The sequence below is a fragment of the Nitritalea halalkaliphila LW7 genome, from assembly GCF_000265075.1.
Taxonomy (GTDB): Bacteria; Bacteroidota; Bacteroidia; order Cytophagales; family Cyclobacteriaceae; genus Nitritalea; species Nitritalea halalkaliphila.
On the sequence record NZ_AJYA01000002.1, the window covers coordinates 66,818 to 90,411 of the forward strand.

23 protein-coding genes and 2 pseudogenes are annotated in these 23,594 nt (G+C 47.8%); 21 read left to right on the forward strand and 4 right to left on the reverse strand.

The window, feature by feature from the left end; translation table 11 throughout:
* The first annotated feature begins 3 nt into the window (after positions 1-3).
* The 11 genes and pseudogenes from secY (at position 4) to eno (ending at position 7,924) form a co-directional block, all read left to right on the forward strand.
* Positions 4-1,325 (forward strand): annotated as a pseudogene (gene secY / locus A3SI_RS00860) (preprotein translocase subunit SecY).
* Complete coding sequence (map, locus tag A3SI_RS00865) at positions 1,322-2,095, forward strand: type I methionyl aminopeptidase (RefSeq protein WP_009053194.1); 774 nt, start codon at positions 1,322-1,324, stop codon at positions 2,093-2,095. Before secY ends, map begins: the two are co-directional and overlap by 4 nt.
* 2 nt (positions 2,096-2,097) lie before the next feature.
* On the forward strand, positions 2,098-2,316 hold the full coding sequence (infA, locus tag A3SI_RS00870; protein WP_009053195.1) for a translation initiation factor IF-1: 219 nt from the start codon (positions 2,098-2,100) through the stop codon (positions 2,314-2,316).
* Positions 2,317-2,322: 6 nt separating this feature from the next.
* Positions 2,323-2,439: a type B 50S ribosomal protein L36 gene (gene ykgO, locus A3SI_RS00875; protein ID WP_009053196.1), complete on the forward strand. Its 117-nt coding sequence runs from the start codon at positions 2,323-2,325 to the stop codon at positions 2,437-2,439.
* A gap of 6 nt (positions 2,440-2,445) precedes the next feature.
* The gene (gene rpsM / locus A3SI_RS00880; RefSeq protein ID WP_009053197.1) at positions 2,446-2,823 is read left to right on the forward strand and encodes a 30S ribosomal protein S13; all 378 of its coding nucleotides are present in this window, start codon (positions 2,446-2,448) and stop codon (positions 2,821-2,823) included.
* Between the two features lie 15 nt (positions 2,824-2,838).
* Positions 2,839-3,237 carry a 30S ribosomal protein S11 gene (rpsK, locus tag A3SI_RS00885; RefSeq protein ID WP_009053198.1) on the forward strand — a complete coding sequence of 133 codons (399 nt, stop codon included), beginning with the start codon at positions 2,839-2,841 and terminating at the stop codon, positions 3,235-3,237.
* A gap of 21 nt (positions 3,238-3,258) precedes the next feature.
* Positions 3,259-3,864: a 30S ribosomal protein S4 gene (gene rpsD / locus A3SI_RS00890; RefSeq protein ID WP_009053199.1), complete on the forward strand. Its 606-nt coding sequence runs from the start codon at positions 3,259-3,261 to the stop codon at positions 3,862-3,864.
* Between the two features lie 34 nt (positions 3,865-3,898).
* Entirely contained in the window at positions 3,899-4,888 is a 990-nt protein-coding gene (locus tag A3SI_RS00895) for a DNA-directed RNA polymerase subunit alpha (protein WP_009053200.1), read from the forward strand.
* A 5-nt stretch (positions 4,889-4,893) separates the two neighbouring features.
* Positions 4,894-5,406 (forward strand): 50S ribosomal protein L17, encoded by a 513-nt coding sequence (gene rplQ / locus A3SI_RS00900; protein ID WP_040669717.1) that lies wholly within the window; start codon positions 4,894-4,896, stop codon positions 5,404-5,406.
* 116 nt (positions 5,407-5,522) lie between these two features.
* The gene (carA, locus tag A3SI_RS00905; protein ID WP_040669718.1) at positions 5,523-6,617 is read left to right on the forward strand and encodes a glutamine-hydrolyzing carbamoyl-phosphate synthase small subunit; all 1,095 of its coding nucleotides are present in this window, start codon (positions 5,523-5,525) and stop codon (positions 6,615-6,617) included.
* A 20-nt stretch (positions 6,618-6,637) separates the two neighbouring features.
* Positions 6,638-7,924 carry a phosphopyruvate hydratase gene (gene eno / locus A3SI_RS00910; RefSeq protein WP_009053203.1) on the forward strand — a complete coding sequence of 429 codons (1,287 nt, stop codon included), beginning with the start codon at positions 6,638-6,640 and terminating at the stop codon, positions 7,922-7,924.
* Positions 7,925-8,142: 218 nt separating this feature from the next.
* Here eno and A3SI_RS00915 read toward each other — a convergent pair whose 3' ends face one another.
* Positions 8,143-9,477, reverse strand: a complete 1,335-nt coding sequence (locus A3SI_RS00915) for a YfcC family protein (protein ID WP_009053204.1) — start codon at positions 9,475-9,477, stop codon at positions 8,143-8,145.
* Positions 9,478-9,695: 218 nt separating this feature from the next.
* Between A3SI_RS00915 and A3SI_RS00920 the strand changes: the two genes are divergently transcribed.
* The gene (locus A3SI_RS00920) at positions 9,696-12,920 is read left to right on the forward strand and encodes a S41 family peptidase (protein WP_009053205.1); all 3,225 of its coding nucleotides are present in this window, start codon (positions 9,696-9,698) and stop codon (positions 12,918-12,920) included.
* A 246-nt stretch (positions 12,921-13,166) separates the two neighbouring features.
* Here the strand turns inward: A3SI_RS00920 and A3SI_RS00925 are convergent, their stop codons facing one another.
* Both A3SI_RS00925 and A3SI_RS00935 read right to left on the reverse strand, forming a co-directional pair.
* Positions 13,167-13,919: a hypothetical protein gene (locus tag A3SI_RS00925; RefSeq protein ID WP_009053206.1), complete on the reverse strand. Its 753-nt coding sequence runs from the start codon at positions 13,917-13,919 to the stop codon at positions 13,167-13,169.
* Positions 13,920-14,172: 253 nt separating this feature from the next.
* Positions 14,173-14,892, reverse strand: coding sequence for an arylesterase (locus tag A3SI_RS00935; protein ID WP_009053207.1), 720 nt, complete (start codon positions 14,890-14,892; stop codon positions 14,173-14,175).
* An 84-nt stretch (positions 14,893-14,976) separates the two neighbouring features.
* Between A3SI_RS00935 and A3SI_RS00940 the strand changes: the two are divergent.
* From A3SI_RS00940 to A3SI_RS00970, 9 genes and pseudogenes are all read left to right on the forward strand, one after another.
* A pseudogene (locus A3SI_RS00940) lies at positions 14,977-15,653 on the forward strand (ABC transporter ATP-binding protein).
* Positions 15,646-16,359, forward strand: coding sequence for an ABC transporter permease (locus A3SI_RS21925; RefSeq protein ID WP_316929023.1), 714 nt, complete (start codon positions 15,646-15,648; stop codon positions 16,357-16,359). Before A3SI_RS00940 ends, A3SI_RS21925 begins: the two are co-directional and overlap by 8 nt.
* Positions 16,305-17,732 (forward strand): ABC transporter permease, encoded by a 1,428-nt coding sequence (locus A3SI_RS21930; RefSeq protein WP_316929024.1) that lies wholly within the window; start codon positions 16,305-16,307, stop codon positions 17,730-17,732. Before A3SI_RS21925 ends, A3SI_RS21930 begins: the two co-directional genes overlap by 55 nt.
* Positions 17,726-18,160, forward strand: a complete 435-nt coding sequence (locus A3SI_RS21935) for an FtsX-like permease family protein (RefSeq protein WP_316929025.1) — start codon at positions 17,726-17,728, stop codon at positions 18,158-18,160. Before A3SI_RS21930 ends, A3SI_RS21935 begins: the two co-directional genes overlap by 7 nt.
* A gap of 235 nt (positions 18,161-18,395) precedes the next feature.
* Positions 18,396-19,205 (forward strand): alpha/beta fold hydrolase, encoded by an 810-nt coding sequence (locus A3SI_RS00950; protein ID WP_009053210.1) that lies wholly within the window; start codon positions 18,396-18,398, stop codon positions 19,203-19,205.
* A 180-nt stretch (positions 19,206-19,385) separates the two neighbouring features.
* Positions 19,386-19,835: a MarR family winged helix-turn-helix transcriptional regulator gene (locus tag A3SI_RS00955; RefSeq protein WP_040669754.1), complete on the forward strand. Its 450-nt coding sequence runs from the start codon at positions 19,386-19,388 to the stop codon at positions 19,833-19,835.
* 310 nt (positions 19,836-20,145) lie between these two features.
* On the forward strand, positions 20,146-20,664 hold the full coding sequence (locus tag A3SI_RS00960) for a YceI family protein (protein ID WP_040669722.1): 519 nt from the start codon (positions 20,146-20,148) through the stop codon (positions 20,662-20,664).
* Between the two features lie 95 nt (positions 20,665-20,759).
* On the forward strand, positions 20,760-21,710 hold the full coding sequence (locus tag A3SI_RS00965) for a ring-cleaving dioxygenase (protein WP_009053213.1): 951 nt from the start codon (positions 20,760-20,762) through the stop codon (positions 21,708-21,710).
* Positions 21,703-22,317: an alpha/beta hydrolase gene (locus A3SI_RS00970; RefSeq protein WP_009053214.1), complete on the forward strand. Its 615-nt coding sequence runs from the start codon at positions 21,703-21,705 to the stop codon at positions 22,315-22,317. The genes A3SI_RS00965 and A3SI_RS00970 overlap by 8 nt, the downstream gene beginning before the upstream one ends.
* A gap of 166 nt (positions 22,318-22,483) precedes the next feature.
* Here A3SI_RS00970 and A3SI_RS00975 read toward each other — a convergent pair whose 3' ends face one another.
* Positions 22,484-23,572: a hypothetical protein gene (locus A3SI_RS00975; protein ID WP_009053215.1), complete on the reverse strand. Its 1,089-nt coding sequence runs from the start codon at positions 23,570-23,572 to the stop codon at positions 22,484-22,486.
* Positions 23,573-23,594 lie beyond the last annotated feature (22 nt).

Here is a 23,594-nt window from a genome sequence, read left to right on the forward strand (position 1 = left end):
TAAATGAAAAAGTTCGTCTCAACAGTTAAGAACATCTTTTCCATCGAAGATCTTAGAATCCGAATCTTAAACACGATTGGTTTCCTGATCGTGTTTAGATTAGGTTCTTTTATCGTTTTGCCTGGGGTAGATCCGTCTAAACTAAATGACTCTCCTGAAGGTATTTTCGGTCTAATCGATACTTTCTTAGGAGGTGCCTTCAGTAATGCCTCTATCTTTGGCCTTGGCATTATGCCTTATATATCTGCATCCATCGTGTTGCAGTTATTAACTGTTGGTGTACCATACTTTCAAAAATTACAAAAAGAGGGCGAATCTGGTCGTAAGAAAATTACCCAGATTACGCGAATACTTACCATAGCGATTACAGTGGCTCAGGGTATAGGTTATGTTACAGCCACTATCCTTCCTACTGGTGCTGTTATGATCTCGACCTCACTATTCATGGTTAGTTCATTGGTTCTGCTTTCTGCAGGTACTATGTTCTGTATGTGGCTTGGTGAAAAAATCACTGAAAAAGGTATTGGAAATGGTATTTCCATGCTGATCATGATTGGTATTATATCTGCATTACCGGGGGCTATTATTGCTGAAGGTCTTTCTAAGGGTACTTCAGGTTTCCTTTTACTCTTGATCGAGGCAGGGCTTCTATTCCTAGTCGTTTTAGGTACTGTAGCTCTAACAGAAGCTACCAGAAGAATTCCTGTGCAATATGCGAAACAAGTCGTAGGTGGTAAGGTTTATGGAGGGCAGCGTCAGTACATTCCCATTAAAGTGAATGCTTCTGGGGTTATGCCCATTATATTCGCACAGTCTCTCATGTTTTTGCCCGCTCTAATTTCTCAGATTTGGTCAGCAGATAATGATATAGCGAACTATATCGGTACGACTTTCTCTGATTTTACCAGCTGGCAATACAATCTTGTTTTTGCATTAATGATCATTCTTTTCACTTTCTTCTATACTGCTATTACGGTTAATCCAGAGCAAATTGCGGAAGACTTGAAAAGAAATGGAGGTTTCGTTCCTGGTATTAAGCCGGGTGCCCTACCTCTGACTTCATTGATAACATCATCTCCCGCATCACGCTACCTGGATCTATTCTACTCTCAGTAGTAGCTATCCTTCCTGCTTTCGCTATAGTGGCAGGTGTGGGTGCAGAGTTTGCTCAATTTTACGGGGGCACCTCCCTTCTCATTATGGTAGGGGTTATCATGGATACATTAAGGCAAATCGAATCTTACCTTCTCATGCGTAAATATGAGGGTATGATGAAGAGTGGTAATATGAAAAATAATCCAACAAATTACGCGGCTGCTATATGATTCACTACAAGACTTCTGATGAAGTCCAGTTAATCAAAGATAGTGCGGAAATTTTGGGTAGGGCTCACGGTGAAGTAGCCAAATTTGTTAAAGCTGGTGTCAAAACCAGTTTCCTTGATAAGATTGCAGAAGAGTTTATTCGGGACCATGGCGCTGTACCTTCGTTTAAAGGGTACAGCGGATTCCCCGCCTCACTTTGTATTAGCGTAAATGAGGTGGTTGTTCATGGGTTTCCGAGTGAATATACATTGAAAGATGGCGATATAATCTCAATAGATTGTGGAGTCTTTCACCAAGGTTTTCATAGCGATTGCGCTTATACTTACCCTGTCGGTGAAGTTTCCCCATCTGTTTTGTCTTTACTTAAACACACCAAGGAGTCTCTTTATTTAGGTATAGAACAGGCTGTGTTTGGGAATAGAATCGGTGATATCGGCCATGCTATTCAAAAGTATGTAGAGTCTCTTGGATATACTGTTGTTAGAGAACTCGTAGGGCATGGTTTAGGTAAAAATTTACATGAGTCTCCTGAGGTTCCTAATTATGGTAAGAAAGGCTCTGGTCCCGTACTGAAAAGTGGTTTAGTTATCGCTATTGAGCCAATGGTTAATTTGGGTTCCAGAAACATAGTTCAAGAGCGGGATGGTTGGACCATTCGTACATCTGATCGTAAGCCGAGTGCCCATTTTGAGCATACCGTCGCTATCTTTGAAGATCGTACTGAAATTCTGACAACGCATAAATACATAGAGGAAAACTTTAATAAATAAATATGGCTAAGCAGTCCTCCATCGAACAGGATGGTACCATAATAGAAGCATTATCGAATGCTATGTTTAAGGTGGAACTCGAGAATGGGCATCAGTTGATTGCTCATATATCGGGTAAAATGAGAATGAATTATATTAAAATCCTTCCAGGCGATAGAGTGAAATTAGAGTTGTCGCCTTATGACCTGTCGAAGGGTAGAATCGTTTATCGGTATAAATAGATTGTCATGAAAGTTAAGGCATCCATTAAGAAAAGAAGTGCTGACTGTAAGGTTATCAGAAGAAAGGGTAAGCTTTACGTGATCAACAAGAAGAATCCTAAGTTTAAACAAAGACAAGGTTAAAAAATTATGGCAAGAATCGCTGGTGTTGACATTCCGGACAACAAAAGAGGAGAAATCGGCTTAACCTACATATTCGGTATTGGTAGAAGTTCAGCCAAAGCTATTTTAAGCAAAGCAGGTATATCTTACGATAAGAAGGCTGGTGAGTGGGATGATGAAGAGTCTACTGCTATCCGTACCATTATCGCTGAAGAATTTAGAACAGAAGGTGCTCTTAAGTCAGAGATCCAGTTAAACATCAAGCGTTTAATGGATATCGGTTGCTACAGAGGATTAAGACATAGAAAAGGTCTTCCTGTGCGTGGTCAAAAGACTAAAAACAACGCAAGAACGAGAAAAGGTAAGAGAAAGACTGTTGCTAACAAGAAGAAGGCAACTAAATAAAGCTTGATTTAGATTATGGCTCAGAAAAGAAACGATAAAGCGAGAGGTAAAAAAAGAGTCGTTAAAGTTGAAGCAGTAGGCCAAGCCCACATCAAAGCTTCTTTTAACAACATTATCATCTCTATCACAAATAATTCAGGTCAAGTGATTTCTTGGGCCTCTGCCGGTAAAATGGGTTTCAGAGGGTCTAAGAAAAACACTCCCTATGCTGCGCAAATGGCTGCCCAAAACTGTGGACAGGTGGCGTATGATCTTGGTCTGCGTAAGATCGAGGTTTTCGTTAAAGGACCAGGTGCTGGACGTGAGTCTGCTATCCGCACACTCCAAAATGTAGGTTTAGATGTAACGACTATTACAGACGTTACGCCATTACCACATAATGGATGTCGTCCTCCAAAGCGTAGAAGAGTTTAATTTTAAAATTAGGATAATAGAATGGCTAGATATAGAGGTCCAAAGGCAAAGATTGCCAGAAAATTCGGTGAAGCTATCGAAGGACATAGCAAGGCACTTCAGAAGAAAAACTATCCTCCTGGACAGCATGGTCGAGGACGTAGAAAAAAACAGTCTGAATATGCCATCCAGCTTCAGGAGAAGCAAAAAGCAAAATACATCTATGGTGTGTTAGAGCGTCAGTTTGCAAAGATGTTTGACATTGCTTCTCGTAAGCAAGGTATTACTGGTGAAAACTTACTTCAATTACTTGAAGCTCGTCTTGATAATATCGTGTATCGTTTAGGTATTGCCCCTACACGTAGAGGTGCACGTCAGCTAGTATCACACAGACATATTCTGGTAAATGGTGAGTTAGTTAACATTCCATCTTACACGGTTAAGCCTGGTGATATCGTCTCCGTTCGTGAGCGTTCTAAGTCTTTAGAGGCGATCACAAACAGCTTAGCAGGTAGAGGTGCAAGCAAGTTTCCTTGGCTGGAGTGGGATAACAGTTCCCTAGCAGGTAAGGTAGTTAGTACGCCTACTCGTGATGAGATTCCTGAGAATATCAAGGAACAGCTTATCGTCGAGCTTTACTCTAAGTAATTTTTATCATTCAGACTTAAAAAAAACTATTGATATGTCCATATTAGCATTTCAAATGCCCGAAAAGGTGGTAATGGAAAAGGCAGACGATTTTCATGGCCTCTTCACCTTTAAGCCGCTTGAAAAAGGGTATGGCGTAACAATCGGAAATGCACTTCGCAGAATTCTTTTGTCCTCACTCGAAGGGTACGCGATTACTTCCGTTCGCTTACCGGGTGTGGTGCATGAGTTTTCTACCATAGAAGGTGTCGTGGAAGATGTTACGGACATCATCCTTAACCTGAAACAGGTTAGATTCAAGAAAGTCCATGAGGCGATTGATAGTAAAATTACGATTGAAGTTAAAAATCAATCTGTTTTTACTGCTGGTGATATTGCAAAATACACCTCTTCCTTCGAAGTGTTAAACCCTGATTTGGTAATTTGTCACTTGGATGAATCAACTAGTTTGGAGGTAGAAATTACTGTAGAAAAAGGTCGTGGATATCTTCCTGCAGAAGAGTCAAAACCTAAAGAGCAAATTTTCGGTGTTATCCCAATCGACGCCATCTTTACACCTATCAAAAATGTAAAGTACAGCGTGGAAAATACTCGAGTAGAACAAAAAACCGATTTTGAGAAACTTATTCTTGAGGTAACTACGGATGGTTCTATTCACCCCGAAAAGGCATTACAGGAATCGGCTAAAATTCTCATCCAGCATTTTATGCTGTTCTCTGATCAAACGATGGTCATCGATGCCCCAGGTGGAGATGCTCCAGAGCCAATCGATGAGGAGTATCTACACATGAGAAAGCTGCTTAAGACTTCCTTAAGCGACCTGGATCTCTCCGTTCGTGCATTTAACTGCCTGAAAGCAGCCGATGTAAAAACACTGGGCGATCTTGCGAAACTTGAAATTTCGGACATGATGAAATTCCGTAATTTTGGTAAAAAATCCCTCGCCGAATTAGAACAATTGATTCAAGAAAAAGGACTTACTTTCGGCATGGATCTAAGTAAGTATAAACTTGACGAAGAATAAATAAAATGAGACACGGTAAAAAATTTAACCACCTTGGAAGGAAGTCCGCGCATAGAAAAGCGATGCTTTCAAATATGGCTGCTTCCTTACTTCTTCACAAGCGTATCTCCACCACGCTTGCTAAGGCTAAGGAGTTAAGAAAATATGTGGAGCCTCTCGTAACGAGAGCGAAAGAAGATACGACGCATAACAGACGCGTGGCTTTCTCTTACCTACAAAGCAAAGAAGCTATCAAGGAACTTTTCGGTGAAATCGCTGAGAAAGTAGGGAGCAGACAGGGTGGTTATACTCGAATCATCAAAACTGGTTTCCGTTTAGGTGATAACGCAGAGATGTGTATCATCGAACTTGTAGATTTTAACGAGCTTATGCTGAAAGAAACTAAGCCAGCTAAGAAGACTACAAGAAGAAGCCGTAGAGGTTCAGGTGCAGCCAAGGCCACTGATAGTGCTTCTACCGAAGCGCCTAAAGCAGATGGCGATGCTGATGCTGGTTCTAATGAAGAAAACAAAGCCTAACATGCTTTGTCATCGACATATCGTAAGGGGGTTAAACGCTAGTTTAATCCCTTTTTTTATGCCCTAACTTTCTCCTTAAGATTTATTGCTTAAATTTGACCTATATTCTATTATTCATGAAAGCGCAACCTGCAACTCTTCTTCTCGCCGACGGAACACTATTCCGCGGTACGTTAATCGGTAAGCCTGGGACTAATGGTGGTGAAATCTGCTTCAATACCGGTATGACTGGGTACCAAGAAATTTACACGGATCCTTCCTACACAGGTCAAATCGTGGTTACCACGACACCCCATATCGGCAACTACGGTGTTATCGACTCCGAAGTCGAATCTGCAGCACCTACTGTAGCGGGAATTGTGGTGAACAGTTTCTCTCACACGCATAGTAGGGTCGACGCGGATGATACACTTCAAGCCTACTTAGAAAAGGCGGGTATTACAGGTATTGCGGATATTGACACACGGAAACTTGTTCGTCACATTCGCGATAAGGGTGCTATGAATGCTATTATCTCTTCCGAGTACGAAGACGATTTGGCAGGCCTAAAAAAGCAGCTCAATCTTGTGCCCGATATGCAAGGGCTTGAGCTTTCTTCACAGGTCTCCACGAAAGCGCCTTATTTCTTCGGCGACCCAGAAAGTCCTTTTAAAGTCGCTTGTCTCGATCTTGGTATTAAACTGAACATTCTCCGTAATCTTGCTTCTCGTGGTGTTTACTGTAAGGTATTTCCTGCCACGACTAAGGCCGAAGAGCTTATGGCCTGGGAAGCAGATGGCTATTTTCTGTCGAATGGTCCTGGAGACCCCGCCGCCATGCCTTATGCTGTGGAAACAGCTAAAACATTACTTTCCTCCGGAAAGCCTGTTTTCGGTATTTGCCTGGGACACCAAATCATCGCCGAAGCTTGTGATTTGAAAACCTATAAAATGCACCATGGACATAGAGGAATAAACCATCCCGTTAAAAATCTATTGACTGGGTTGAGCGAAATTACCTCCCAAAACCACGGGTTTGTAGTAGATAAAAACTCTCTAGAAGCGAATAGCCAAATAGAGGTGACCCATATTCATCTTAATGATAATACCATCGCAGGCATTCGCCTGAAAGACCGACCTGTCTTCTCTGTGCAGTACCATCCAGAGGCAGGGCCTGGTCCACACGATTCCCGCTATCTTTTCGATGATTTCGTGTCCTTAATGAAAAATTAAACCTATAAACCAATACCAACATGACATTAATCCAATCCATTCACGCCAGACAAATCCTAGACTCTAGAGGTAATCCTACCGTAGAAGTTGATGTGGTGACGGAATCAGGCGCCTTCGGTCGCGCAGCAGTACCTAGCGGTGCTTCCACCGGCGTCCACGAAGCAGTAGAGTTACGTGACGACGATAAATCCGTCTACATGGGTAAAGGTGTCCTTAAAGCCGTAGCGAATGTAAATGAAAAAATCGCACCCGAGCTCATGGGATTTGATATCTTCGAGCAAAACATGATCGATCGCATCATGCTCGATATGGATGGAACCAAAAATAAGTCCTCCCTTGGTGCTAATGCTATCCTTGGGGTGTCACTGGCCGTGGCCAAAGCAGCTGCCATGGAAGCAGGTCAGCCACTTTACCGCTACATCGGTGGCGTAAATGCCAATACACTGCCTGTACCTATGATGAATATCCTGAATGGAGGTTCCCACGCTGATAATGCGATCGACTTCCAAGAGTTCATGGTAATGCCCACAGGTGCTGCCTCTTTTTCGGAATCTCTCCGCATGGGTACTCAGATTTTCCATCACCTGAAAAGTGTCTTGAAAGCGAAAGGTCTTTCCACTAATGTGGGCGATGAAGGTGGTTTCGCACCTAACCTTCGCTCGAATGTGGAAGCAATCGAAGTGGTACTAGAAGCAATCGAAAAAGCTGGTTTCCGACCAGGCGAAGATGTCTTCATCGCCATGGATGCCGCTGCTTCTGAATTTTATGACGAAGAAAAAGGGCTCTACGTATTTAAAAAGTCTACCGGAGATAGCTTGACTTCTTCTGAAATGGCCAACTACTGGGCGGAATGGGTAGCTAAATATCCGATTATCTCCATCGAAGACGGCATGCATGAGGACGATTGGGATGGCTGGAAGCAGCTTACCGACGCTGTAGGTAAGAAAATCCAAATCGTAGGAGACGACCTTTTCGTAACAAATGTGGAGCGTCTTTCCACAGGTATCGAGAAGGGCATCGCCAACTCCCTCCTCGTGAAGGTAAATCAGATCGGCTCCCTGACAGAGACAATTAATGCCGTGGACCTCTGCCACAGAAATAAGTACACGAGCGTGATGTCACATCGCTCTGGCGAAACTGAAGATTCCACGATCGCAGACCTAGCTGTAGCGCTTAATACCGGCCAGATTAAAACGGGTTCTGCTTCCCGCTCCGATCGTATGGCGAAGTACAACCAACTCCTTCGCATCGAGGAGCAGTTGGGTGAGGCGGCTTACTTCCCTGGTAAAAAAGCCTTTAAATTTTAATTTTTCCACCCTTTTCCTTTGCGCGGAAGCGCAAAGGATGGGGAAAGCGGCCTGAATATGGAGTAGCCAAGTACACCAGTATAGCTACCTGTAAGGCTTATAGTTAAAAGCCATGACTTACTGCGGTAGGCCATGGCTTTTACTATTTTAGACGCTAAAGGGGAGTAGCAGGAGGCAGCAAGAGGAATTACTGCAACCCTCGCTGGGAAGAAGCTTCTTTAGATGCCCAAAAAAACGCCCAGCAAGACCCCCGTAAGGGCAATCAAGAAAATCACTAGGATCGGTTTCCAAGCATAGGCCATCCATTCTTTATAGCTCAAGCCTGATGCAGCTAGGATCGCCATTAGCCCGCCATTACTGGGGGTGACCATATCCATGATGCCAGCCCCATACTGATAAGACAGCACCATGACCTGGCGCGATAAGCCGATTAGGTCTGCGATAGGGGTGAGGAGGGGCATCGTCAGCACTGCCTGACCTGAAGTGCTCGGGATGGGGATATGCAGGAGCGCTTGCGCCAGCAGCATGCCCACCGCAGAAAGGGCCACAGGGAGCTCCTCCAGCGGGGTGAATAGCCCAAAAATGATGCTGTCAATGATCATCCCCTTCTCTAAAACCAAATAAATACTGCGTGCTAAGCCTACGATCACACCGGCAAATACCAGCTCGGCGAAACCTGCCGTGTAGGCTTTGGCAGTGCCATTCCAGCCGAGCTTTCCGATTAGTCCACAGAGAAGACCCATCGCAAAAAACAAGGCCGACATTTCATTATAATCCCAGTCTAAGCGCGTTAGCCCAAAGACTAAAATCCCGAAGGTGAGCGCAACAAGCAGCAGAATTACCGCATGATGCCGTGCTAATCCCCTGGCGACCTCTTCCTTAGGCTCGGCTACGAACTTGGGATCCTTCCCTGTGCGGATCACATAGACGATCCAGAAGCTCAGCGCTCCTGCTAATAACAAGAGCCGAAATCCAGCAGCCGAAAATAAAGGAAGCTCTGCTAAATTTTGGGCGATCAAAACAGAAAAGGGATTAGCAGGGCCAAAAGCCCCTCCGATCAGGGAGGATCCCAAGCTGATGGCTACACCCGCCGTTCGCGTGTAGCCGATTTTGCGACAGAGGAGCATCAGCACGGGCACCATCGCGATGATTTCTTCCTGAAGGCCGTTCAAGACCCCCGCTGCTCCGAACAGTAGGCCCACCAGTGTAAGCAAATAGGATGTGGCCTGGTCAAAGCGACGAATCAGACTTTCCAGTCCAGCTTGGAAGGCTCCCGTCTGTTCGACTAGATAAAAAGCCCCCCCAATAATCAGAATCAGGACAACCACCTCCGCCCCCGCTATGATTCCTTCAGGAATACTCAGGAAAAGCTGACCCAAGCCTACAGGAGTCGCATCCACCGTTCGGTAGGAGCCCTCCACCACGACCATACGTCCCGTACCCTCATCCAGCACGCGCTCATAGGAACCTGCTGGAATCAGATGTGTCAGAAAAGCGGCCAAAGCCACAAAAAATAACATAATCAGCAGGGGATGGGGAAAGCTTAGTTTCATCTCGCGAGGTTTAAGGCTCCAAAATTAAGGATTAAATTTTTTCCAGAATAGCTTGCCGAAGCGTGACTCAAAATTAAAATGAATACGCTCCTGTACTTTTTCAGGCAAGTGGTAGTATTTAGATAGGTGCTTTGGGCTTTATTCAGTAAATTCCCAGCGAAAAATGTGCGTGGTTTCTGCTCAAATCGCGCCTCGCATGTGTAAACCCAATAGATTTCATGAGAAAAATAGTTCTAAGTATTTGCATCCTCCTACTCGGCTGGCCGCTTTTCGCGCAGCAAGAGGCGCTCTGGCTGCGCTATCCGGCCCTGTCGCCTGATGGAGAGGAGATCGTGTTCTCCTATAAAGGAGACCTCTTTAAGGTAAGCGCTTCCGGTGGGCTAGCTACCCCCCTCACGCTGCATGATGCGCATGATTTCATGCCTGTATGGAGCCCAGATGGTCGCGAAATCGCTTTTGCAAGCGACCGATTCGGGAATTTCGATGTCTTCATCATGTCCGCAGCAGGTGGTCCTGCTAAGCGCTTGACCCACCACTCTACAAATGATTTTCCCTGGACCTTTAGCCCGGATGGTAGTGATGTGTTCTTTGGCTCTGGCCGGAATGACCTCGCCTCTTCCGCTCGCTTCCCGAATAAGGGGCTTTTTATGAAGCTCTACAGGGTATCGAAAACAGGCGGTCGGAATTACCTCATCTCTACAGCGGGGATGCAGTCTGTTTCGCTTAGCCCCGATGGTAGAAAAATCGTTTTTCAGGACCGTAAAGGCTATGAAGACGAATGGCGTAAGCGGCATACTTCCTCCGTAACACGCGATATCTGGCTCTATGACCGCGACGCGGAGCAGTACACGCAGATTAGCGATTTCGAGGGTGAGGACCGTGAGCCGCTCTTGTCCGCTGATGGCAGCACAGTGTTTTACCTCAGTGAGAAAAATGGCAGCCAAAATATCTTTTCCCGCAAGCTTAGCAGCGGTGAGGAGAAGCAGCTCACCCGCTTTGAAGACCACCCAGTGCGTCACTTGAGCCGTAGTCGTGGGGATAAGTTGGCCTTCAGCTGGAATGGAGCCCTCTACACCTTGGAGCCTGGAGCTGAGCCGCAGCGCTTACAGGTGCAGATCACGGGAGATTTCTCCGGAAGTGACATTCAGACAGTATCCGTGCGGAATGGGGCCACAGGCATGGCCCTTTCGCCTAACGGCAAAGAAATCGCTTTCGTGTTCCGCGGAGAGGTTTTCGTGACCTCTGTAGCACATAATTTCACCAAGCGCATCACCAGCACACCGGCGCAGGAGCGCACCCTCAGCTGGGGTAAGGATGGCCGTAGCTTGTATTATGCCACCGAACGCGATGGCAAGTGGGACATCTTCCGCGCCCGCATCCAGCGTGACGACGAGCAGTTTTTCCATGCCGCCACACTGATCACAGAAGAGCCGGTCATCGCCTCCGATAAGGATGAGTTTCAGCCGGTGGTTTCGCCTGACGGTAAAAAAATCGCTTACCTCGAAGAACGAAATATCCTAAAAGTCTTTGACCTAGATAAAAAGTCTAGCGTGACACTGATCGAAGCGGGTCAAAATTTCAGCTACTCCGATGGAGATCAAGACTACGCCTGGAGCCCAGATAGTCGCTGGGTGGTGGCTAAAAATGCTTTGGGCCACTTTGGCAGCAGCCACATGGTCAAGTATGCTGCGGATGGTTCGGGGACTCCTGCTCAGCTGACCTTTAGCGGGTTTTCAGATGGGAATGCGACCTGGGCTATGGGTGGAAAAGCTATTTTCTACACGAACGATCAGGATGGCAAAAAGCCTCTCGCCTTCCAGGGTGCGCGCGAAGTGGATATTTACGCCATGTTCTTTGACCAAGACACTTACGATCAGTTCCGCCTCAGCAAGGAGGAGTACGAACTGCGACAGGAGATGAAAAAGAAGGACAAAGACGATAAAGAGAAAAAAGAAGAAAAAAAGGATGAACCCCTCACCTTCGATCTGGCACGGCTAGAAGAACGTATGATGCGCCTTACGCCGGGTTCGGTCAACTTGTCTTCCTTCGAAGTGTCTCCGAAAGGGGATAAGGTGTATATGATGGCCCGCTACGAAAAAGGCTATGATGTTTGGGAGCTGGACACGCGGACACGCGAACTTAAAGCTCTAGCTCGTTTAGGTGGCGGCGGCGGCAGCCTCAAACTGGACGACGAGGGTAAAAACCTTTTTGTACTTTCTGGAGGGAATATCTCGAAAATAGAAACGGCAAATGGGAAGGTATCGCGTGTGGGTATCGATGCCGAGATGGAGCTGAACCTCCCTGCGGAGCGAGAGTATATCTATCACCATGCCTGGAGACAGGTGAAGAAAAAGTTTTATGATCCTGAACTGCATGGTATCGACTGGGAAATGTACCGCGATGCCTATGAGAAGTTTTTGCCGCACATCAACAATAATTATGACTTCCAAGAACTTCTGAGCGAGCTCCTGGGAGAGCTGAATGGTTCGCATACAGGTGGACGTTATAGTCCGAGAAGTACGAATGGAGATGCTACCGCTTCCCTTGGACTTTTCTTCGATGAAATGAGTAAGGAAGATGGCCTTATCATCGAAGAAGTGATCGCTGGAGGTCCCCTCGATAATGCCGAAACGAAAATTAAGGCGGGCCATAGGATCTTAAAGATCGATGGTGTGGCGTTAAATCAAGAGCAAGACTGGAATGCACTTCTCAACAGAAAAGCGGGCAAGCGTGTCCTGCTGAGCATGTTTAACCCGGAAACGCGTGAATCTTGGGAAGAGGTCGTACTTCCGATTAGTGGAGGTGCAGAAAACAATTTGCTTTATGAGCGCTGGGTGAAGATGATGCGTGATCGCGTAGCAGAACTCAGCGGAGGTAAGCTCGGCTATGTACATGTCAGAGGCATGAATGATGGCAGCTACCGCACGGTGTACAGCGAGGTGCTCGGCAGAAACATCGACAAGGAGGCACTTATTGTAGACACCCGCTTTAATGGTGGGGGCTGGCTGCATGAGGATTTATCTAATTTCCTAGACGGGAAGCCTTATGCGACCTTCCGCCCTTACGGCTTCGTGGCGAAAGGCGGTGAGCCGCGGGATAAATGGTCCAAGCCAAGTGTCGTGCTGATGAGCGAAAGTAATTACTCCGATGCGCATGCCTTCCCTTATGCCTATCGAGCGAAAGGAATAGGTAAACTGATCGGTATGCCAGTTCCGGGTACGAGCACCGCGGTATGGTGGGAAACGCAGATCGATCCGACACTTGTTTTCGGCATCCCGATGATCGCATTTTACGGCGTCGCGGAAGACAGACCACTGGAGAACCTGCAGCTAGAGCCAGACATTAAGGTGGCCACTCCTTTTGAAGAAATTCTAAAGGGTGAGGATGCTCAGCTGCGTACAGCGGTGCAGACACTGCTCGAAGAGTTAGAAGCCAAAAAGTAGGCTACTTCTATGCTGCGAGCTCGCCGTTAGCGTTTCGCTACGTGTTAAATTGAAAAAAAAGAGGCTTTGGTGCTAGTATTAGGCTAGCGCCAAAGCCTTTTTACTTACTTGTCTTTTTTCAGCAGATGTGTTTTATAAATTCTGCCGTCTTTTCGCAAAGAAGCCCCCAAAATTTCATTCTCGGATATCCCGATGACTTCATGAAAATAGTTTTTCGGAGCACCATCGATTTGCTTGCTGCCGCGTTTACTTCACCCGATTTAAAACGTGCATTTTATATTTTCTACCCCGTCTTTCCGTCTCCGCCACCAAGATGAAGTCGTCACTCACCCCGATGACTTCATAAAAGTACTCATCCGGTCCTCCCTCTATCTGCGCGTCCACACCGCGTAGGTAGGATTTGGCAGCCTTTTCATTCGTGCGCTCTCCAAGCATCCCCATAGTAAAAAGCCGGCCGTCTTTTTCTTCCGTATTTTGAAAAGCCGATTGAACACGTAGTAAATCCTGTGCTTTGACCTTCGGCTTGTAGCGATTACGATTAAAAGTAGCCGTATTCATCACTAAAAACTCATTTCCTGCGATCAACTCTTTCGCCTTTGCCACAGGAATAGCTTCCGCACGATAAAAAGTCGCGACATAACTAACAAAACGCCCGAAACCACCATTATGGGCCACACTTTTTACATAAATATGAGAAGCGCCCCGCATGGAAGCTTCTGCTTTTAACTTGCGCAGCGCGCGTTCGTGCACACTGTTCATGCTGGGGTAAATGCCGAAAGCCAGCGAATAGGAAAAGGTCCCACGTGCCTTACTAAAGGCCTCGCCCACGCGGATCATGCCCTCTACTTGTTTGTAATCATCCACTACCACGATTTTATGGTCTGGCGTGTATCCGTCTACCTGAGGGATTTCCGTAAGCAGCTGGGCCGCACTTGGGTTTTGAAAACTAAATAGCAAGAGAAATAGGATGCCTAAAGGCAAAAATGTGCTTTTTTTCATACGATAGTGTAGGTTTGGTTTTATTCTTACGAACGGTTTACTGGCAATCAAGTTCCAATAAAAAACCAAAAGATTCAAATTTTATTTGCTAAAAAATGAAAATAGCGTAACTTTATTTTACGTTATTCTTCTCTTCCCCAAGTGCCTGATCGATTCATCCGTGAGGGAGTTTCATTCTACCCTGTCTAAAAATAAAAAAGCCGCTTTATCGATTGAAAGCGGCTTCTGTATTAAAATTTTAAACATCAGTGCATTAGGCTCCCACTAAAGGGGCTAAAAAGGGCCAAATCGTCTCAAAGACGATCGCGTGTCCCTCTGCTGTAGGATGTATGCCATCTGGTAAATTCAAATCTGGATCCCCCGCCACTCTTTCCAGTAGAAAAGGAATCAGCGTCACCCCCTCTTCAGCTGCTATCCGCGGGAAGAGCTGACGAAACGCTTCTGCGTACTCTGTGCCCATATTCGGAGGAATCTGCATCCCTGCCAGCAGGATGGCCGCATCTGGATAGCGCTCCTGCACCAGCTGAATCATACTGCGGAGATTTTTTTCCGTCTCTGTCAGGGCGATGCCACGTAAACCGTCATTGGCGCCCAGCTCCAAAACAAAGATAGCGGGCTCCTCCTCCAGAAACCAGTCGAGGCGTGTAAGGCCCGAGGCGGTGGTCTCGCCACTTAGGCCGGCATTAACCACGCGATACGCGATTTCCAGCTCCTTTAGGCGCGCCTCTACCAGCCCGGGGAAGGACTCCTCCGCATCTAGCCCATAGCCTGCCGTGAGGCTATTGCCGAAAAACAGGAGCAAAGGTGCATTTTCGCCCTCCGCACCTTGAGCTTCCTGTTCTGCAAGCCCTTCCTCCTCGAAAACATCCGAATCCCCCTTCTCAGCGGAAGGTGAACAGGCGGGAAAAGAGAGGACCACAAAGCAGAAAAAAAGACAATAAATAAGAGAAGGTGTAGGTGTCATGCGAAACATAAGGAGAGATTCAATGGCTTTCTGATCGGGACACTGAACATTTCAGACGCCCCCGCGTGTTATCCAAAGGTAACATTTTTCTTTATGGCTATATTAACCGTTTCTGAGCTCTCTAAGTTTTATTCCTCCGGAGAAAAGCAGCTCCGCATTCTCGATAAAGTATCCTTTTCCGTGCAGGCTGGCGATAAAGTCGCTATCGTGGGTCCCTCCGGCAGTGGCAAGACCACCTTGCTGGGGCTCTGTGCTGGCCTGGACACGGGAAGTGCAGGAAGCGTGCAGCTCTTCGGTCAGGCCCTGGAACCGCTTTCTGAAGACCAGCGCGCAGCCTTACGAAACGAGCACGTCGGTTTCATTTTCCAAAACTTCCAGCTTCTCCCCACCCTGACTGCCTTAGAAAATGTCATGGTGCCACTAGAGCTGAAAGGGCGTAAAGATGCCGCCCTCCGGGCAAAGGACTTGCTCGCGCAGGTGGGACTTCAGGATCGCCTCGGGCATTATCCGGCCATGCTTTCCGGCGGAGAACAGCAGCGGGTATCTATCGCCCGTGCCTTTGCGAATGAACCCAAACTGCTTTTTGCGGATGAACCCACAGGTAATTTGGACGCTGAAACTGGGCAGAAAGTGAGGAACTCCTGTTTAATCTAAATGCGGAAAAGGGAACTGCCCTCGTGCTGGTTACCCATGACCGTGAGCTCGCGAAACGTACCGACCAAGTGTACCTCATAAAGGGTGGCCAACTAAATGCCCTGTCTCATGCATAAGATATCCTGGATTTTAAAAATGGCCTGGCGTGATTTCCGTAAAAGTAGCGCCCGGCTGGTGCTATTCGTGGCGGCGATGGTGCTGGGCGTAGCGGCCATCGTGGCCATCTATAGTTTTGGGAAGCTGCTGCGCGCGGACATTGCCCGGCAGGGCAAAGAGCTCCTCGGCGCAGATCTCGTCCTCTCGAATAACCGCCCCCTCGACTCGCTGACATTCGCTCCCGAGCCCATAGCCGAGGCCGCAGAGGTGAATTTCGCGAGCATGGTGGCTTTCCCGCAGACAGGGGAAAGCCGACTCACGCAGGTGCGCGCCCTCGAGGGAAACTTCCCTTTTTACGGGAAACTGGAGACCGTACCTGAAGCTGCGGAACAGACCTTTCGCGCTGGCGGCGCACGGGCTCTGGTGGAGAAAACGCTGATGGCCCAGTTCGGCGCCCAGGTCGGAGACAGCATTCAGGTGGGAAATCGGCGCTTCCGGATCGAGGGATTGCTGGAGAAGGTGCCTGGACAGACGGGCATTACGGCCACGGTGGCACCTGCAGTTTATATCCCGATGGCCTACGTCGAAGAAACGGGCTTGATTCAGTACGGCAGCCGCCTAAATTATGAGCGCTATTTTCAGTTCGAGGAAAGCGTGGATGTGGGCGCCTGGTGCGGGAAAATGATCAGGCTTGGGAGTCGGAGCGCATTCGAGCCACTACGGTGAGTGAGAGCCAAAACCGCACAGGAAGGGCCTTCGATAACTTAGCCGGATTTCTTAGTTTGGTGGCGTTTATTGCGCTGCTGCTGGGCTGCGTGGGCGTGGGAAGTGCTGTAAATGTTTTTATCAAAGAAAAGCTAGCCTCCGTGGCCGTACTGCGCTGTCTGGGCGTAAGCGCTCGTGTGGCCACGCTCATTTACCTGGTTCAGATCCTGCTGATGGGGACGGTCGGGGCTCTACTCGGTTCCACGCTGGGGACGGCGCTGCAGCTGGCTCTGCCCTACGTGCTGGGGGATTTTCTGCCCGTGGAAGTGAGCTTTGGGATTTCTTGGTCCGCGATTGGTTTAGGCATGCTAACAGGGATAGTCGTTTCCGTGCTTTTTGCGCTGCTGCCCCTGCTGAAAATTCGACGCGTTTCCCCGATGGCGACCCTGCGCCCCGAGATGCAGGAGGCCTTCGGCCAAGACCCACTGCGTTACCTCGTGGTGCTGGCGATTTTGGCTTTTGTCTATGGCTTTAGCTACTTTCTTTTAGCTAATTTTCTGGTAGCGATCGGCTTTACTGCATTTGTCTGCGGGGCTTTTTTGCTCCTCTGGGGGCTGGCGACGCTGCTGATGAAAAGTATTCGCCGCTTTCTACCGCTGTCTCTTCCCTACACGCTACGGCAGGCACTTGCTAATTTATACCGCCCGAACAACCAGACAGTGGCCCTAATCGCTACTGTGGGCTTGGGGACAGCCATGATCAGCACCCTGATTTTCGTCCAAAGCCAACTGCTGGAAGAGGTGAAGTTCGCTGACAGAGGAGATCAACCGAATATGCTGCTCTTCGATATTCAGACACATCAGGTGGAGGCCGTTCGGGCCAAATTAGAACAGAAAGACCTGCCCATCCTGCAGCAGGTGCCGATCGTTACCATGGGCCTCGAAGCCATTAACGGGATAAGCCGGAAGCAAAACGATACCCTGCCCGAGGAAGAAAGGCGTTCGCGCTCCCTCTATAACAGAGAGTTTCGCGTCACCTATCGAGACACCCTCATCGCTTCCGAGCGGCTTACAGCAGGCAAGCTGCGGCCTTACGCAAGTGGTAGCGACAGTATTTTCGTTTCTGTAGATGAAAGTTATGCGCGCCGAACAGGTTTGGAGCTCGGCGACCGACTGGACTTTAATGTACAGGGGAGACCGCTTCGCACCTATGTGGGTAGTTTACGCGAGGTCAAGTTCAACCAGGTGAGCACGAACTTTTTGGTGCTCTTTCCTGAAGGGGTGCTGACGAATGCCCCTAAGTTTCATGTCTTGATCACGAAAACCAAAGATGAATTCGAGGCTGCAGCGGTGCAGGCAGAGGTGTCCGCGCCTATCCGAATATTTCCATGGTGAACCTCGGCTCGATTCTGGAAACGCTCGAAGAGGTCCTGGGAAAAATCAGCTTGGTGATTCGTTTTATGGCACTTTTTAGCATCGCAACAGGGATTTTGGTGCTGATCAGTAGTCTGATTATGAGTAAGTACCAGCGGCTTTACGAGAGTATTTTGCTCCGAACCCTTGGCGCTTCGAGTGCGCGTGTGGCGAAAATTCAGACGCTGGAGTACTTTTTCCTCGGCAGCTTAGCGGCGCTCAGTGGGGTGTTTATTTCGGTAATCGCCAGCTATCTGCTCAGTGTACACGTGTTTCAGATCCCCTTCCGCTGGACTTTGCCAGAGGCCCTTTTCGTCTATGCTGCCATCACGGGGCTGACCGTTCTCCTCGGCTGGCTGAATGGACGCTCAGCGAAGGATACGGCTCCCATCGCCATCTTGCGCGGGTAGTCGTAAGGTGTAGGAAGCTCTTTTCGCGTGAAACAAGTGCTGCGAAAAGAAACTTATTTGTAGGTGCAGGCGTACACTATACCATTCGTAGCTCAGGGAGTGTCATGTCCGTAGATCTCATGAGACGTTCTGTCTTTTGGCCGGAGGCCAAAAGGAAAGCAATTCAAAAATAAATCGTCTTTCATGCAGGCAGCCTGCCGTAGCCGAATGTTATAAGTACCTAAACCGAACCACTATGCCACAAGTTGAAGTCAATGGACACCATATTTTCTATGTCGAAGAAGGGGAGGGAGAAGAAACCCTAGTTTTCGCGCATGGGTTACTCTGGAGCCACAAAATGTTTCGAGAGCAGTTCGCGCATTTTAAGAAGCGTTATCGGGTAATCGCGTATGACCATCCGGGCCAGGGCCAAAGTGAATTGCCTGCTGCGGGCATGGATATGGAAACCCTCACCGCTGATGCGCTTCAGTTTATCGTGAAAGTGGTCGGGAAACCGGTGCATTTTTTAGGTCTCTCTATGGGGGGATTTGTGGGCATGCGTCTGGCAGCGCGCCATCCGGAGTGGATAGCTTCTCTGGTGCTTATGGAGACCTCAGCAAATACGGAGCCAGTGGAAAACCTGCCTCAGTACAAGATGCTGAATGGAGCTGTTAAACTTTTCGGTGTTACCTCCGCGGTGGCAGGGCCCGTGATGAAGATTATGTTTGCGCAGAGTTGGTTGGAGAATCCTGCTCATGCTGAAGCGAAGGCGTTTTGGACGAAGGAGCTTAAGGCGAACAAGCGTAGCATAAGTCGATCGGTGGAGGCTGTTATTTACCGGAAGGGAGTCGCGGGGGAGTTAGGGCAGATCACCTGTCCGACTTTAGTCCTGGTGGGGGATGAGGATGTGGCGACTAAGCCAGAGAAGGCCAAATTTATTCAGATGAATATCTCTGGGGCCAAGCTGCACATTATCCCAGGAGCTGGACACAGCTGTACCATCGAAAAACCAGAGGAGGTGAATCGCCTGCTGGAAGAGTGGTATGCGGAGACGGTCGGGATCTAATCTATTTGCGGGTATTTCGATGTAGCTCTCATGCTGAGGCCTTTTTTTAGCCGTGGTGCCGTCGGATGCGTGGGATTTGTGCATGAGTCTGAAAAATTTTTAAGAAATTATACATTTTTTGTGAACAATTCTTTACTTTTAAATGTATATACATTAAAGGCGTTTGTAAAAGAAATGAGTATGAAATTAGAGGAGGCGATCAAGCAGAAGGCGTTTAAGGATCCGTATAACAAGACGGTGGTGAACCTCTTGTACACGAATAGCTTCGTGATCGCGTCCCAAAACGCGCTCTTTAAGCCTTTCGGGCTATCTCCAGAGCAGTATAATGTGCTGCGTATATTACGTGGGCAGAAGGGCAAGCCGATTACGGTGAGCTCCATCCAAGACCGCATGTTAAATAAGATGTCTAATGCCAGTCGATTAGTAGAAAAGCTCAAGCAGAAGGAGCTGGTAAACCGAGAGGAATGTGCCACGGACCGCAGGCAGGTGGACATAACCATAACAGAGAAGGGCTTGGAGATTCTCAGCCAGTTAGACGTAGAAGTGGAGGAGTTTAACCGGCAGATCGTTCATCTTACTGTGGAGGAAGCCGAGCAGTTAAATGACTTGCTGGATAAGCTTCGCGGTTAGCACTGCATTCAGCGAAGTGCTTAAGGAAGCATGAGGTAAGGGGTGTGGCAGACCCCTTTTTAAGCACCTTAATCGGTGTATAGACATTAATTGCCTGGGCTGTTATATGGGGCTTTGCGCAAGCCGAGTCCTCCAGGCGTTCCCGAGTTCACCCGTATATGTTAGTCACCCGTGAAACATCGTCACCCGTATGCCTTCAATTGGTAAATCGAGAACAGCGCTCCTTCACTGCGAGCGTTTGATTCAAAGTCTCTTTAACTCGCATTCATTTCTTACATAAACCATATCGTTCATTTAAATTAGCTAAATCATGAGTGTAGCAAGCAACTGGGTAATCGACCCAACCCATTCCGAAGTATCTTTTAAGGTAAAACATTTGGTAATTTCCACTGTAACTGGTTACTTTAGGGAGTTCGAAGGTAGTGCCGAGGCAGAAACAGAAGATTTTCAAGGCGCAAAGGTAAAATTCTCTGCTAAAATCGATTCTATTGACACGAATCAGAAAGACAGAGACGCGCACTTGAAGTCAGCTGACTTTTTTGATGCTGAAAATCATCCGAACTTGACCTTCGAAGGCCACATTCAGGGAGATGAATTAGTGGGAGAAATCAGTATTCGCGGCACGAAAAAGCCGATTACCTTAGCGGTAGATTTCGGTGGTGTCGCAGGTGATCCTTATGGCAATACAAAAGCCGGATTCGAGATTTCAGGTAAGTTGAACCGAAAGGAATTTGGACTTACTTGGAGTGCCGTAACTGAGGCAGGTAGTGTAGTAGTAAGTGATCAAGTACGCCTTTTACTGAGTGTACAGCTCGTAAAGCAGGCCTAAACAAGCACTTTATAGTGAATAGATAGATAAACGAAATAAAGAGGGGTCTGGTCATGTGGCTGACCTTTCTTTTTACCCTCCTAAATGACTGAAACATGCAAGCACATATTCAGGGCATCCACCATATCACAGCGATAGCAGGTGACCCACAAAAAAACATTGATTTCTACTGCGGTGTTTTAGGACTCCGCATGGTAAAAAAGACGATAAACTTCGATGCTCCCGACGTGTATCACTTTTACTTCGGTGACCGTGTAGGTACTCCGGGAACTGTTTTTACGACCTTCCCCTTTAAAGGCGCGCGAAAAGGCACTAAGGGAGTGGGTGAGGTGCAGTATACTGCTTTTTCTATTCCGAAGGGCAGCTTAGATTTCTGGAGAGCGCGTGTGAAGCGCTTTGGATTTCCTATCTCGGATACGCTGACACGCTTTGGAGAGGCTTACATTCGTTTTGAGGATCATGATGGCATGGGGATAGAGCTTATCGAAGCCAGTGAAGACGCCCGCGTCGGCTGGGGAGAGGGTCCTGTGCCGGAGGAGTATGCCATTAAAGGCTTTTATGGCGCCACGCTTACACTAAGAAGCCGAGAAGCTACAGTGAAGCTACTCACTGGATTTATGAATTATCGCTTTATCGCTGAAGAAAATGGGCGTTACCGCTACGGAACCGCTGGACGGCCGGGGGATATCGTCGATATCGTGGAGCAGCCGGAGGGTAGGACTGGGGTCCAAAGCGCCGGTTCTGTACATCATATCGCTTTTCGAACGGCGGATGGCAGTTCGCAGCGAGAAATTCAGGGAATCCTACACGCGAACGGTTATTCGGTGACAGAGGTGAAAGACCGAAATTATTTCACTTCTATTTATTTCCGAGAGCCGGGAGGTGTTTTATTCGAAATAGCCACTGACACGCCTGGGTTTGCGATTGATGAGGACGAAGCCTTGTTGGGCGAGGCCTTAAAACTGCCGGGCTGGGCGGAGAAACATCGGGATAAAATCGAGGAGAGCTTACATCCTGTCACGCTAGATTACAGCGCCTATGTCTAATGTAAAGGTAGCAGGGAAGGCTTTGGGCGAAGCCCAAAGGGTGGCCATCTTACTTCACGGAAGGGGGGCGAGTGCCACAAGTATTTTAGGTCTGCGAGAGGCATTAGCGCTAGAGGATTTTGCGCTGCTGGCGCCCCAAGCACCTGGCAATACGTGGTACCCGTATAGCTTTATGGCGCCGGATGCGTCGAATGAGCCGGCTTATAGTGCCGCTATTCGTATGCTTCAGGAGCTGGTGGAAGCCGTAATCGAACAGGGGTATAGCAGTGAACAGCTGTACTTTATCGGGTTTTCTCAGGGGGCCTGTTTGGCTTTAGAATTCACTGCACGGCATGCACGCCGCTACGGTGGTGTGGCGGCATTCACGGGAGGGCTAATCGGAGAGCAGCTTCGAGCAGACAAATATGAGGGGGACTTTTCCGGAACTCCTGTTTTTATAGGTGCCAGTCATCAGGATTTTCACGTTCCACTAAGTAGAATCGAGGAAAGTGTGCAGTTACTAACAGCAATGGGAGCTGTGGTGAAGACCATTATTGCCCCTGATACGCAGCATATTATCCGAGAGAAAGAGGTAGATTGGGTTAATACACATATCCTAAACCCCTAGTCTCGGAGGCGTCTGAACTTCAAATCCGGATTCTTTTTTTGAGTGTAAACCCATTACCGGCTTGCGGATGGAATAAAAACAATCGATCTGCTTATAGGCCGCATACATAAACGATAAACACCCAGGGCAGGATAAGCCCTGGGTGTTTGTGTGTAGGATATGGCGTTTAGCTGAGTATAAATAAGAAAAATGAACTGCTAAAGTCACCTGTAAGGCTTGAAAGAAAGGCTTCGGAAGCATTTTCTGCGACTGATTCGCCATTTAGTCCAAAAACTGTTTTCCCCGGCTTCGATGCGGAGATATGGTAAAACTGCAAGTCACTTTTAAAATCGTCTTTTAAGACGGGATAGGTAGTCGCATTCGCTTCCGACATGTTCCAAAGCCCAAAGGTACCTCGCCCCTTCAGCCAAGCTCCGAATAAACACTTTCCAGGTTCTACCATAAACAGCTCTCCACTTAAATAGGCTAAAGACTTGTCGTTTAGCAGCTGCATCATGTCGAAGGGATTAGAAATTTGTTTTAAACGTTCTTCTGGCGAAGCATTGGCTCCGAAATCAATCGCGGCGTAGGGTCTCAGTCCCTCTTCGCTATCATACGCGTAAATGGTGTCATCAAAAAACCGAGCAAAAAGCAGCCCCTTTTCGTGTTTGGTGAAGGGGGCATGCGTTTGATAAACAAAGGGGTAGGTAGAAGGGTCTACTTCTAAGGCCTCATGCTGGACACTGTTGCCATCCGATGCGAAAAAGTCATGCGGGATCGCTTCATTGATCCGATTATTAAACGATACATAGCCTTTCGCATAGGGTAAGTGGTACTTAGCTTTCGCAGGGAGCTGTTCCACTTTTCCTTCTTTTAGTTCCTCATCGAACCACTGAATCGTTTGGCCCATTGCCACGACTCCTACGGTATTGCCTTTCACGACGAGCTGGGTAATGCCATCTATGGCTAACTTGGTATCTTCGTTGAAGGCAATACTATTTCGGATATTTCCCTTGAAGTCTACTTGGTAAAGACGCTGCGTATAATCCTGATCGAAGAGGTAGAAGTAGTTGTCTGCCAGTACGATCTCCGGCATGGGGCCGATGGGAATATCGCTTTTGATTTCCAGTACTTGAAGGCTTTTGCCTAATTTAGAAAACAGGAGCGGGATATCTGCCTGCTGTAGACGTAAAGATTTCACGGTGGCTTCCTGTTTTTCAGGGCCACCACATGCAGCAAAAACTGCCAGCATACAAGCTAAAAATAATTTTTTCATGTGCGGTGTTCTTTGACACACC